12 protein-coding genes and 2 pseudogenes are annotated in these 11685 nt (G+C 45.6%); 8 read left to right on the top strand and 6 right to left on the bottom strand.

Features of this window, described 5'->3' with window-relative positions:
- Together PX636_RS22275 and cobT are read left to right on the top strand one after the other, a co-directional pair.
- Nucleotides 1-139, top strand: a pseudogene (locus PX636_RS22275) (type II toxin-antitoxin system VapC family toxin); the annotation flags it as partial.
- A gap of 27 nt (nucleotides 140-166) precedes the next feature.
- Nucleotides 167-1246 carry a nicotinate mononucleotide-dependent phosphoribosyltransferase CobT gene (gene cobT / locus PX636_RS22270; protein WP_002796398.1) on the top strand — a complete coding sequence of 360 codons (1080 nt, stop codon included), beginning with the start codon at nucleotides 167-169 and terminating at the stop codon, nucleotides 1244-1246.
- Between the two features lie 246 nt (nucleotides 1247-1492).
- On the opposite strand, the gene PX636_RS22265 is transcribed toward cobT, so the two are convergent.
- The 5 genes and pseudogenes from PX636_RS22265 to PX636_RS22245 all read right to left on the bottom strand — a co-directional run.
- Nucleotides 1493-2479 carry a zinc-dependent alcohol dehydrogenase family protein gene (locus PX636_RS22265; RefSeq protein WP_288118962.1) on the bottom strand — a complete coding sequence of 329 codons (987 nt, stop codon included), beginning with the start codon at nucleotides 2477-2479 and terminating at the stop codon, nucleotides 1493-1495.
- Nucleotides 2480-2484: 5 nt separating this feature from the next.
- Nucleotides 2485-2979 carry an acetyl-CoA carboxylase biotin carboxyl carrier protein gene (accB, locus tag PX636_RS22260; protein WP_002796400.1) on the bottom strand — a complete coding sequence of 165 codons (495 nt, stop codon included), beginning with the start codon at nucleotides 2977-2979 and terminating at the stop codon, nucleotides 2485-2487.
- A gap of 166 nt (nucleotides 2980-3145) precedes the next feature.
- Nucleotides 3146-3703, bottom strand: coding sequence for an elongation factor P (efp, locus tag PX636_RS22255; protein WP_002762061.1), 558 nt, complete (start codon nucleotides 3701-3703; stop codon nucleotides 3146-3148).
- A gap of 342 nt (nucleotides 3704-4045) precedes the next feature.
- Complete coding sequence (locus tag PX636_RS22250) at nucleotides 4046-5314, bottom strand: IS701-like element ISMae34 family transposase (protein ID WP_012264988.1); 1269 nt, start codon at nucleotides 5312-5314, stop codon at nucleotides 4046-4048.
- Nucleotides 5315-5391: 77 nt separating this feature from the next.
- Nucleotides 5392-7509 (bottom strand): annotated as a pseudogene (locus PX636_RS22245) (type IIG restriction enzyme/methyltransferase); the annotation flags it as partial.
- Between the two features lie 463 nt (nucleotides 7510-7972).
- Here PX636_RS22245 and PX636_RS22240 point away from each other — a divergent pair.
- On the top strand, nucleotides 7973-8194 hold the full coding sequence (locus PX636_RS22240; RefSeq protein WP_272077835.1) for a hypothetical protein: 222 nt from the start codon (nucleotides 7973-7975) through the stop codon (nucleotides 8192-8194).
- Entirely contained in the window at nucleotides 8184-8321 is a 138-nt protein-coding gene (locus PX636_RS22235) for a PIN domain-containing protein (RefSeq protein WP_145964554.1), read from the top strand. The genes PX636_RS22240 and PX636_RS22235 overlap by 11 nt, the downstream gene beginning before the upstream one ends.
- A 136-nt stretch (nucleotides 8322-8457) precedes the next feature.
- Here PX636_RS22235 and PX636_RS22230 read toward each other — a convergent pair whose 3' ends face one another.
- A complete protein-coding gene (locus PX636_RS22230; RefSeq protein ID WP_288118960.1) occupies nucleotides 8458-9003 on the bottom strand; it encodes a PEP-CTERM sorting domain-containing protein in 546 nt (181 codons plus the stop codon).
- A 396-nt stretch (nucleotides 9004-9399) separates the two neighbouring features.
- Between PX636_RS22230 and PX636_RS22225 the strand changes: the two genes are divergently transcribed.
- From PX636_RS22225 to PX636_RS22210, 4 genes are all read left to right on the top strand, one after another.
- Nucleotides 9400-9699 (top strand): type II toxin-antitoxin system HigB family toxin, encoded by a 300-nt coding sequence (locus PX636_RS22225; protein ID WP_004163263.1) that lies wholly within the window; start codon nucleotides 9400-9402, stop codon nucleotides 9697-9699.
- The gene (locus PX636_RS22220) at nucleotides 9683-10102 is read left to right on the top strand and encodes a helix-turn-helix domain-containing protein (RefSeq protein ID WP_288034531.1); all 420 of its coding nucleotides are present in this window, start codon (nucleotides 9683-9685) and stop codon (nucleotides 10100-10102) included. The genes PX636_RS22225 and PX636_RS22220 overlap by 17 nt, the downstream gene beginning before the upstream one ends.
- 161 nt (nucleotides 10103-10263) lie before the next feature.
- A complete protein-coding gene (gene crtR / locus PX636_RS22215; RefSeq protein ID WP_004163266.1) occupies nucleotides 10264-11154 on the top strand; it encodes a beta-carotene hydroxylase in 891 nt (296 codons plus the stop codon).
- Between the two features lie 122 nt (nucleotides 11155-11276).
- Nucleotides 11277-11594, top strand: coding sequence for a hypothetical protein (locus PX636_RS22210; RefSeq protein WP_002763627.1), 318 nt, complete (start codon nucleotides 11277-11279; stop codon nucleotides 11592-11594).
- The last annotated feature ends 91 nt before the right edge of the window (nucleotides 11595-11685 follow it).

Below are 11685 nucleotides of genomic sequence, written 5' to 3'. Positions count from 1 at the left end.
ATCTCCCATTCACAAAGATCCTTTTGACCGTATTATTATGGCTACAGCCCTAGCATACGGGGCAAAACTGGCTAGTATTGATAACTTATTTTCTAAATATGTTGAAATCAAAGATCATCTCATGGAGAGAGGGAAATAGTGATAAGTAAGAGGACAAAATCAACAGATGATTAAAATTTACACGGAAATCGAACGGGGGCAAAATTGGTTACAGCGCCATCAAAAATGTTGTCCGATATTTGCCCTAGTTTTGGGGTTTACCGAGACGGGATTAATCCCCGGAATCTCCACCGCCGGTGCTACCCCGGAAGATAGAAAATATACAGCGATCGCTGATGCCGAATTTATCGTTAAAGGAGTTTCACCCCATCCCCGTTATCCCTTACCCCCCCTAACGGTGGGAGCCTCCCCCGCCTATATTACCCGCGCCGTGGTGGAAAAATTAGCCATTCCCGTCCTCGTTTTTAACGCCGGTTTACCCTTGCCCCCGGCCGTCGATTATATCGAACTGGGGGGACAACCGGCCCGTTGTCTCTCCACCGGCCGCGCCCTAGACCTGACCATAGTAAAACACCTGTTCGCCCAAGGATTAACTTGGGGAGAAAAATTAGCCCGCCAGTCTAGTTATCTAATTATCGGCGAGTGCGTGGTCGGCGGCACCACCACCGCCCTCGCCATCCTCACCGGATTGGGTTATCGAGCCAACGGCAAAGTTAACAGCAGCCATCCCCAGTGCAATCATGCTCAGAAACAGTCAATAGTTGAGCAGGGATTAGCCCGAAAAGAAATTTTTGATCCTTTTGAGGTAATCGCCGCCCTAGGCGATCCCCAGCAGATTTTCGTCGCTGGCATGGCCATCGCCGCCAGTGGGCAGGGTGGGGTACTCCTCGCCGGAGGAACCCAAATGTTAGCCGTTTCTGCCCTAATTCAAGCTCTAGTGGCTAAATATGCCTATCCGGTTAACTGGGAAAATATCATCGTCGGCACAACTCGCTGGGTAGCGGAAGATAAAACGGGGGATACGGTGGGATTAGCCCGCATGATCGGAAAATTGCCTTTATTAGCCACACAATTAGACTTTTCTGCCTCTAAATACCCGGTTTTGCAAGCTTATCAACAGGGTTTTGTCAAAGAGGGAGTGGGTGCGGGGGGATGTGCGATCGCCGCTTGTTTGTACCGGAATTGGACTAATCAAGATTTGGTCAAAGCGATCGAAAATTTAATCGGGTTTCAACTAAACTGTTGACTATCTAGGGTTTGCGGCAAAAAGTTTTTCCAGGGGGCAGGGTGTAGGGTTTTACCGATTTTCAGGTGGTCAATTACCTAATTTTCAGGGAAAAAGTCCAGGGATTTTCCCCCTGATCACTCCCATGCCGGCCACTTTGGGATTTCAAAAAGGTCTAAAAGTCTTATCCAACAAGGTTTTTAGATTTATTCAGCCAACCCTAAATACGCGGGCAGCTTATGAGAGAAAATAGTGACCAGCAGATTTCTAGTCAATAATTAGGGCTATTTTCCCCGTCATCGAACCAGTTTCTAGCAATTGATGAGCGCTGATAGCTGCCGCTAAAGGAAAGGTTTGGGAGAGATGAATAGTTAACTTTTTCTCGTCAATTAAACGCGCCCCTTGTCTGAGAATTTCTGTTTGATATTTTTGCGCTTCTGGCAGTCCCATCAAAGCCGGGGTTAACATTAATTCTAAACTAATCCGCAAATTGCGATCGCGTGCTTCCTTCCAGCTGCCCGTAGGTTCCAAAATCGTCACCATATCGCCGTACACTCGCACCGCTCGGCAAGTTTGGCCAAAAGTTTCCCCTCCCACCGTATCAAAAGCGATATCTACCCCTTTCCCTGCGGTTTCTTGAAGTATCGCCGCGACAAAATCGGTTTGTTTGTATAAAATCGGGTAATCTGCCCCTAATTGCCGCACTAAACGCTCTTTATCGCTATTTCCCACCGTCGTATAAACTTTAGCCCCCTTCAGTTTCGCCAATTGAATCGCGACATGACCAACACCCCCGGCCCCGCCATGGATAAGTACGCTTTGTCCCGACTGAAGACGGGCGCGATCATAGAGTGCTTCCCAAGCGGTGATTAAAACTAAAGGTACAGCGGCCGCCTCGGCAAAAGAAAGAGATTTCGGCTTGTGGGCTAGATAATCCGCCTCGATCAGGGCATATTCAGCATAATTTCCCGTGCCGGCCTTGCCCAGTCCGCCGTTACAAAAATACACTTCATCCCCGGGGCGAAAATCCTGCACCGCCGCCCCAACGGCCTCGACAATTCCCGCCCCGTCACAGCCCAAAATGGCCGGCATTTGCTCGGGGTAAAAAGTGCCGCGTTTACGAATTTTTGTATCAATAGGGTTGACACCAGCGGCTTTTAATGCTACTAAAACCTGATGCGGTTGACTAATTTTCGGGGTGGGGACTTCCTGAAGCTGTAGGACATCCACGGCGGTCATGAGGATAGCTTTCATTCTATCTATTCGGGATTAACCCACATTAATGTCTGACCGAATTCTACCGGTTCACCGTTAGCGACGGCGATTTCGACGATTTGCCCGGCCACCTCCGCTTCGATTTCATTCATCAACTTCATCGCTTCGATGATACAGACCGTTTGTCCGACACGGATCCGATCGTTTTTTTCCACGAAAGAGGGTTCATCGGGAGCAGCAGCGCGATAAAAAGTGCCGACCATGGGAGAGGTAATCGCCAGCCATTTTTTATCCATAGCGGCGGCCACGGGTTCGGCAGTGGGGGTTTCTGGGACCGGGGTGGGACCTGCGGCTACCACTGGAGCGGCGACCGGGGCAGTCACCACCGGCAAGGGAGCGGCGAGAGGCCCAAGGGCAGTATTAACGGTTCCTTTGCGGATATTTAGCTCTAAATCTGCACTTTTCAGGCTAAATTCACTGATATCCGTTGCTGCCAATGTTTTGATCAGTTCTCGAATTTCGTTGTAATCAATAGTCACCGCTCTGAAATCCCCTCGCAAATAAAAAGCAACAAATCCAAATTCGCACCCACCAAACTATCGATTTTTCCCATCTAGCGGCTAAGTTTTGGGAAACAGGCTCAGAAACACTGGCTTTAGTCCTAAACCCGTCCCTAATGCCTCATTTCTGGGCTTCTCATCACAGTTATTCCCGTCCCAGATAGGAACCATCCCGGGTATCCACTTTAATCCTTTCACCGATAGAAATAAACAGGGGAACCATCACCTGCGCTCCCGTTTCTACGATCGCCGGTTTCGTGCCACCGGTGGCCGTATCTCCCTTGACTCCTGGATCCGTATCGGTGATTTCCAAGATTACCGAAGTGGGCAATTCTATGTCTAACACTTGATCATTCCAAAAGAGAATATTGACTTCCATTCCTTCTTTCAGATACTTGGCTCGATCGCCCATTTGTACCGGGGTGAGAGTTGCTTCCTCAAAAGTCTCCATGTCCATGAAGACAAACTGATCGCCTTCTTTGTAGGTGTGCTGCATGGTGCGCTTTTCGATCGTGGCTGAGGGCAAGGTTTCCCCCGCCCGGAACGTCCGTTCTACCACGTTGCCGGTCTGAACATTTTTTAACTTGGTTCGCACGAAGGCCGATCCCTTGCCCGGTTTAACGTGCAGGAATTCCACCACCCGCCAGACAGAGCCATCTATCTCGATGGTCGTGCCACTCCGAAAGTCGTTACTCGAAATCATGAAATGCTGTTTAGGCCAAGAAAGATCAACATTCCATTTTACATACTTCCTGTACCCGAAAAAACTTTTTTCCCGTCCGTACAGGTAAGGGGGAGGTGGGAGGTGGGGCAAGCAAGGGACAAAAGCTAATCACTTAAGTACCTAATAGCATTTTTCACCCTGAAACCTCGATTTTTAGTACAATATTACTGCAATACTAAAAGCAGTGAACAAATAAACAGCGATGATCACCGGCGAATTAAAATCCAAAATAGATAAACTTTGGACAACCTTCTGGAATAACGGCATTAGTAACCCGCTTTCGGTAATCGAGCAGATTTCCTATTGGGACTTAAACAAATTTCAAGCCCAAACAAAGCCTAAACTGGCTTTGTAAGCGGCAAACACATCCCGATTCTCGGTCAGCCACTCAAAGAAACGGAAAGACATCGCTGTCCGAAAAGCTTCCAAGGCTTCCACAAAAGTGTTTAAAGGTCGATTCGCCCACCGCCTTTGCAATCCCCCAGTTAACTTATGCCACAGGATAAATGTATAGGCACAAAACACCAGGATAAAATGACGAAGTAAGCTTCGTTTATCCCTGACTTGATATTCCCTTAACCCTAACCATCCTTTGGCTTCTCGGTAGAATACTTCCACCCAATTTCTTTCGGTGTAAGTCCTCACTATCCACGAAGCTGTTACTGTATCTGCCTCAACTACATTGGTGATGAAATAGTCCACCTCTGTGGCTTTTTCCATTGAACTTGCATTCATGACGATCGCCAAGTTCCTTTCTCCTTCTAGTTGAGATATTTTCGCTCTGAATACCGCTACCCAAACCGTTTTTTCTTTATCTAGATTTAGGGTGATTTTCTCCCAATCCTTTTCTGATAGGCTTTTTGCTAGTTGCTCAAGCTGGATTGTTTCTTCCACACCCCCTTCTTTTTCAATAATTACTTTTCGATTTTTTGCCAATCCTCCTAAGTATTTTAGCTTTCTTTCTTCCAGGGCTTTGAGAAAATTTGTGTTGTTGCCATAACCAGCATCTATTAAGACGATTTTCGGTCGATAGCCTCTGGTTAAGCTCCGGTCAATTAAATCTATCGCTATCTCTGGTTTCTTCTTAAATTCTTTGTCTTCTTTCCCCTCGGCTAAGGAACTAGCCGGTTGATAAATTTCAATGTCTAGGGGGACACTTTTTTTGCCGTCGTAGAGATGGGTAGTGACGGCGACTATTCCGTTGTCTGTCTTGCCAATTTCTCCCAGGTACTGCCTGCCAACTCCGGCGGTCAGATTGCCACTTTTTCGATGTCCTGAGTCATCGACAATCAGGGAAAATCCTCGGGGGATTTGCGTCTGGCGGCATTGGTTCATCACTTGCAACCGACATTCATTCACCTGACGGTCTGACCAAGGAGATTCGGTCAAAAAGTGATGTAATCGGTTATAAACTACTCCGACGGCATTATTGGCCATTTGAGTGAGGTTTTTCCTCTCACTTTCCCCTAATAATCCTCCTAAATATTGTCTGAAGCCGTTTTTTTGCGCTTCGTTTTTGAAGCAATTGTCAAACCGCCGACACCATCGGTCAAAGCATGGGGGCATTGCGGCTGGGGTTGTCTCTTTCATCGCTGATCTTTCAACGTAAAGTGCTTACTCTTTAACGATTATACTCGATTTGATCTTTATTTGGCGTTTAAGTCCCAATAAGGAGGATTGCCAATTACCACATCAAAACCGACAAAATTCCCCTTATCGTCTAGGACTTCGGGGAACTCGAAGCGCCATTCAAAAGCATTATGATAAATCTTACCGCTTTCAATCTCCTCTAGTTGCGGACGTAACTTATCAATCTCATTCCTTAACTGACTAATCTTCCTTTCCCGCGCTTTCTTTTCCTTGGGTGACTCCTCAAATAACAAAATTTGATTCTCTAGACTATATAAATCCGTTTCCAAACCGCGCAAGCGCTTTTTCAGAGGATTATCTCCCTGTAAAGTCTGACGAAAACTACTCTTAATCTCACTTATCAATCTCTCCATCTCGCGCTTTTGCGATTTATCCTCCGCGTTGCGATAGACTCTCACCGCATCCTTATAACTCTCGATACTTAAACGACTTTTGCGGGAAAAGACTTGTAAATCATTGGATAACCCAAAGCGACTAATCAGAGAATTGCCAACCTTGATATTAATATCGATATTCGGTAACGTCTCTAACTCATTATCTGCTTTGTAGTAAGCATTCTTGAGTAACTCAATCCATAAACGCAACCGACAGATTTTCACCGAGTTGGGATTGATATCAACTCCAAAGAGACACCCCTCAATCAGACGCTGTTTTTCCTGAAATAAAGTCTCCTGTACTCGCTGACTTTCTCGGTTGCGGGGATTATACTCAAACAGATTACCGTCATCATCGGTGACGATTAACTCATCGTTCACCACCTCAACCCGATAATCCCTGAGAGTTTTCCCCTCTTTATCCACTAAAATCTGTAACTCACTCTTAATTGCGATTATCTCGTTCAAAGCAGAAACAAGAAAATGTCCCGAACCCACCGCAGGATCACAAATTTTGAGACTATTGATAATAGCATTGGCTGCCGTTTTATCTTTGATGCGGTTATATACATCCTCGATTGTCTGACAATCCCATCCCTGACTCTGGTTAAATTTCTCTATCACTGCGCGTCGAATCGTTTCCCGACACATATACATAGTGATGAAACCGGGGGTGAAAAAGGAACCATCCTTATATCCGTTGATTTTCTCGAAGATTAATCCCAACACCGACGCATTGATAAGAGTCTTGTTATCCTCCTGTATCGCTTCCCCACCTTCGCTGCTAAAATCGTAGGCATTGAGAAACTCGAATAGGTATGCTAGAGCGTTGATTTCTCCTGTTCGCTTTTTCCCCTGACTATCCTTTAAGACTGTTCCTGCAAAAATCTCTATATTCTCCGAACGCAGGTTACTGATAACTATGGTTGATTGTTCTAATTCCGTCGGTTCAAATAGGGAACTGTTGAGATAGGGAACCTGAGTATGGGTATTCTGGATGTCTTTGCTTCTTTCTGACTGTTTTTTTGCTAAGACGCTGAAAAATAAGCGATTTAAGTCGTCATAGTCGGCAATTTTGCTTAAATTGAGAAACCCTAGGGATTTATCCCCCCGATGATACCTAATTATCTGCGCTTCTAATAGTTTGAGGAAGAGGATTCTATTTATCCAGGTTATCCCTAACTCTAAACCGATATTCAATAGTCTCTCCTCCTCCGTCTCCCCAAATTCCTCGGGATTGGGTAAACGAGAGATTTTATCTAAACTCTCCACTTGACTGATAGCGTTCTCTAGCAGCGAACCGGGTTGTCGCGCTGCCGGTTGCAGATGTCGGATGAGTTTTGTTCCTCCCTCTTTTCTCTCTGTCAATCCGATGATATGCAGCAGTTCACTATAAAAGTTTTTGTCGAGACTGTTGCTATCGTTCGCAAAGGGGAGTTTTAACAGGTGTTCGGGAGAAAAGATTTTATAGAGACTGATGAGGTTATGTTCGTCCTCCCGGATGGTTTGGGTGTATTCCCGCAAGTCAAAATGGGTGTATGTCAGGGAATCGAGTATGGAGTTCAGGAAGGGTTCTCCTATCTGTTTGTAGAAGAAGTCGGTGGTTTTTCCCGTTAGTCTCCCCGTCTCAAAGTCATTAAACTGTCTGACAAGTTCCTGATTTTGTGCGAATAGTCTCTCGAAGATATTCCCATCGAAGATAAACCACTCATATATATTGGTAGCAATCAGGTGTTTTATCTCTAGGTTTTTCTCGGTTATCGAAAATTTGGGTTAAAACCCCGTCCTTTTAGGACGGCTTTAAGCTACAATGGAAAAAGCGATAACCAAGCTAAAAACTGAACCTTGACAACAGATAGTAGGGGGTTTTGTTCAGAAAAGAATTCAAATTCGGCCTTGAACGAGTAAAACTTTCTAGGAAATAAGGTTGAACATTAGATTTTTTCGACTTGTTCAAAGTGGCCGGAGGGCATTCGGACAATCAAAACGGACGTGGAGGAAAGCGTAAGACTACCGCTAAGGTAGCAGCATCCCGGGTCGCGTCAACCCCATTCAACGACCATCCTAAAAAGGTGGCGTGGTGAGGAATCACCGTCCGTTTACGGCGGTGAGGATGTCAAAGTCTCCGTTTCGGTGTTCCCGTTGTCCCAGTTCCCCTGATAGGATTTAATCGCTCGCCTAACTCTAGAGCTAAAGTAGAGATAGGGTTTAATTGGAGCCATGTATGGAAGCGATCGAATTTAGGACGGTTATTCATAAGGGTCGGGTGAGCGTTCCCCCCCGATATTCTTCTCGATGGGAAGGTAAGATGATGCGGGTGATTGTTTTGGATGACTCGGAAATCATCCCCGATCCGAGCCAGAAAACTGAAAAAACGATGTTCGAGGCGATTTCTTTAAATACACGGGGATTTACATTCGATCGGGACGAGGCTAATGCCCGATAAAGTTTTTTTTGATAGTTTAATACTGGCCAGCGCTCTGGAAGCGGGCTGTCAAATTCTCTACAGTGAAGATTTACAAGATGGTCAGCGAATCGAGAATCAATTGATGATCGTTAATCCCTTTAGTTAAGTAGGTAGGCGTTAAAAGTTGTCAGACACCCCCTTGATAAGTAGGGTTGATTCATGAATCAACCCTACTATGAATCAACCCTACTATGAGTCAACCCCACCTTGATAAGGAGGGCAGGGGGATCAATCGGTCAAAATTACCCTTCCAGTTTCCGGCCTTTGCACAATAAACCGACCCCGGCAACAGAGAGTAAACCGAGAACCGTCGCAGGTTCGGGAACGGTGGGAGTACCAGCCGGGGTCAGGGAATAATTGGCGAGAACGAAGAGTTCGTTAACAGAACCGTAGGCACTGCCGGAAGCGAACAGGTCGGTCGTGTTACCTACAATAGCGTTAGGGGGCAAAAAGCCGAATCCATCAATACAATTCGTCGTGTTACAAGCGACAAAATCCAGTCCCGCTCCGTCTAAGGATAGCACCGCCTCAGGCGCTAAACCACCAAAGAATGGACCTACGAGCGGAAGAGCGGGGGCGGGAGAGCCGTTAAAGGTGGTATTACTGATAGAACTGACGAATACCGTGTTGTTATCTGGTTGCAGGGTTCCGTCAACCGTCGCAGTGATGGTTCCTAAGCTGGAGGTGTAGGAAAAGTTAAAAGTTGCGGCGCTGGCAACTGGTGCGAGGGTGGCGGTGGCTACCGTGGCGAGGGCGACGGAATAGCAAAAGGAACTTTTAAGTGGCATAGAATACATTGTTTAGCTAAATTCCCACGAATTTTACCACCCCCCCGATTTTGTCAAGGTTTTTGTTATTTATATTTCTTATGCTTTATCTAGCTATTGATTACTCGATTCGGGATTTAGGGCGATCTCCCAAGAGAGCGGCGAAGTGGTGCGCTTTTCTAGGGTGCGGGGGGCGATCGGTAAAATTGACATACACTATAATTATCAGAGCGATCGATGTTTAAGTAGGTAGGCGTTAAAAATTATCAGATGCCCCCCTTATCAAGGGAGATCCCCCCGCCTATCGGCACCCCCCTTATCAAGGGGGGCAGGGGGGATCGAACCTAAAATCCATTTTTAATTTAATTATAACCAGCTACTTATCTAAGTTAAAAACAACAATAAAACTAGCGATCGATGGGCGTGATCAGTAAAGTCAAATTACGAGAGTTTTGGGAACGCCACTCGGACGCGGAAGACGCTCTTAGGGATTGGTATAACTTCGCTAGTAAGGCTAACTGGAAAAATTTAGTAGAGGTTCAAGGTCGCTACCCGAAAGCGGAGGCGGTGGGAAATTTTACAGTTTTTAATATCAAGGGAAACAAATACCGTTTAATCGCTGACATCAATTATTCTCGTCAAACCATTTTCGTTAAATATATTCTAAGTCACGCTGAATACAATAAGGAGAACTGGAAAAATGATCCCTACTTCTAATCCATTAACCTATGGTGATTTACTCTTGCAGTATCAACCGAAACCGATTAATAACTCCCAAGAATACGAGCGATTTTTAAGCATAATTGAAGGGATGATGTCACGGGAGTTAAGCAATGACGAAGGACTATTATTCGATTTATTGGTGTTATTAGTGGAAGAATACGAGCGGAAACATTATCCGATCGCCCGAACAAATCCTACCGCTACGTTAGAATCTTTACTGCATGAATTCGATATCGATAGGGAGTGTCTTGTCGATATTTTCGGCGATCGGGATAGAGTAGAATCGGTGATAGGGGGGAAACAAGCGATCGCTCCCTCTCAAGCCGAGTCTCTAGCCGAATTTTTTAATCGTTTAAGTGCGAAACTGGCGTTAAGCGCCCGTGATTTTCTCTTGTAGCCTCGCTTTCCCTCGGGGACTGGGGGGGAAGACCATATAACAAATCCTTACTTTCTTCATAACTTTAGATTAATTAAGATAATGTTACAAAACTTTATGAAAAAGCCGTAGTATGATAATTTACGCCAGTAAAGCGAACACAATAAGGAGCAACACCCATAATGCAGTCGGCCGAGATGTTGCTGACAGTCCCCAAAGAGTATTTAAAAGCACCGGGGGGCTTCAACCCAAACGTTACCATGTTTTTTAGTGCCTTGAGCCTAATAACCCTATCTACCTGTGGCTATTGGCTATGGTCCTGGCCCGACTGGATTTGTTTTAGTGCTAATGTCCTCGCTTTACATTTATCGGGGACAGTTATCCACGATGCCTCTCATAATTCTGCCCATAGCAATCGGCTATTTAATGCTATTTTAGGTCATGGCAGTGCTTTAATGCTCGGTTTTGCCTTTCCGGTCTTCACTAGAGTCCATTTACAGCACCACGCTCACGTTAACGATCCCGAAAATGATCCAGATCATTTTGTCTCCACTGGCGGCCCTTTGTGGATGATTGCGGCCAGATTTTTTTATCATGAAATCTTCTTTTTTAAGCGGCAACTCTGGCGGAAATACGAACTGCTGGAATGGTTCCTCAGTCGTCTTTTTGTTGCTACCATAGTCATCTTCGCCTGTCAATACGGTTTTATCAGCTATGTGATGAATTTTTGGTTTGTTCCCGCTTTAGTGGTGGGAATTGCCCTCGGTTTATTTTTCGATTATCTCCCCCATCGTCCTTTCCAAGAGCGCAATCGTTGGAAAAATGCCCGAGTTTACCCCAGTCCCCTCTTAAATCTGCTGATTTTAGGGCAGAATTATCATCTCGTGCATCATCTCTGGCCGTCGATTCCCTGGTACAAATACCAACCGGCATACTATGCCACTAAACCGCTTTTAGATGCGAAAGATTGTGAACAGTCTTTAGGTTTACTGCAAGGTAAGAATTTCTGGAGTTTCCTCTACGATGTCTTCTTGGGGATTCGCTTTCACTCCCATTCTTCTAAATCTAGCTAATAGCAGTTATCGTAATGGTGAGGTACAAGGTTTTCGTTTTGGGGAGTCGGTGGTCGATTTTATGAGAAACTCTGTATCTGTACTGGTTTCGTTGTCAACTTGATTTTTTGAAGGAGGATTTTATGGGTCAACATTGGGGAAAAGCCTTAATTTTAACAACAACTTTCTTGACAATTAACATCGATTATGCTAAGTCTTTAACCTTTGGTGAGGCCGTGGGTATTGGAGCGGGGGCCTTGTTAATCAACCGGGCGGTACAGGATAATAGACAACGTTATCGATTTGTGCCACCAGAGCAAGAATTTCAGCGCGGACTAGAGGACGGGTTTAACTTTGCCCGCTATGATAATCCGCGCAATTCCAGAGACTACGATGACGGTTTTATCGAGGGAAGAAGACGGCGGGAGTCGGGTTGGTCTAGTCCCAACCGGAGAGGTTGATTATTTTTTTGGTCTGCGTCCCACTTCGGCGGTTTCTTGAATGGAAAATATCCTCAATTTGCCGTCGATGGGAGCGACTTTAGCCACCGCT

Source organism: Microcystis sp. M53598_WE2, from assembly GCF_030067735.1.
In the GTDB taxonomy this organism is placed as follows: domain Bacteria; phylum Cyanobacteriota; class Cyanobacteriia; order Cyanobacteriales; family Microcystaceae; genus Microcystis; species Microcystis aeruginosa.
Note: the sequence above shows the minus strand (reverse complement) of the source record. Positions and strands in the feature narration are given on the sequence as shown.

Bases quoted from the DNA above. Each gene is read 5' to 3' on its own strand.
- cobT (WP_002796398.1), top strand. From the start codon at position 167: ATGATTAAAATTTACACGGAAATCGAACGGGGGCAAAATTGGTTACAG.
- PX636_RS22265 (WP_288118962.1), bottom strand. From the start codon at position 2,479: ATGAAAGCTATCCTCATGACCGCCGTGGATGTCCTACAGCTTCAGGAA.
- efp (WP_002762061.1), bottom strand. From the start codon at position 3,703: ATGATTTCGAGTAACGACTTTCGGAGTGGCACGACCATCGAGATAGAT.
- PX636_RS22250 (WP_012264988.1), bottom strand. From the start codon at position 5,314: ATGAAAGAGACAACCCCAGCCGCAATGCCCCCATGCTTTGACCGATGG.
- PX636_RS22240 (WP_272077835.1), top strand. From the start codon at position 7,973: ATGGAAGCGATCGAATTTAGGACGGTTATTCATAAGGGTCGGGTGAGC.
- PX636_RS22235 (WP_145964554.1), top strand. From the start codon at position 8,184: ATGCCCGATAAAGTTTTTTTTGATAGTTTAATACTGGCCAGCGCTCTG.
- PX636_RS22230 (WP_288118960.1), bottom strand. From the start codon at position 9,003: ATGCCACTTAAAAGTTCCTTTTGCTATTCCGTCGCCCTCGCCACGGTA.
- PX636_RS22225 (WP_004163263.1), top strand. From the start codon at position 9,400: ATGGGCGTGATCAGTAAAGTCAAATTACGAGAGTTTTGGGAACGCCAC.
- PX636_RS22220 (WP_288034531.1), top strand. From the start codon at position 9,683: ATGATCCCTACTTCTAATCCATTAACCTATGGTGATTTACTCTTGCAG.
- crtR (WP_004163266.1), top strand. From the start codon at position 10,264: ATGCAGTCGGCCGAGATGTTGCTGACAGTCCCCAAAGAGTATTTAAAA.
- PX636_RS22210 (WP_002763627.1), top strand. From the start codon at position 11,277: ATGGGTCAACATTGGGGAAAAGCCTTAATTTTAACAACAACTTTCTTG.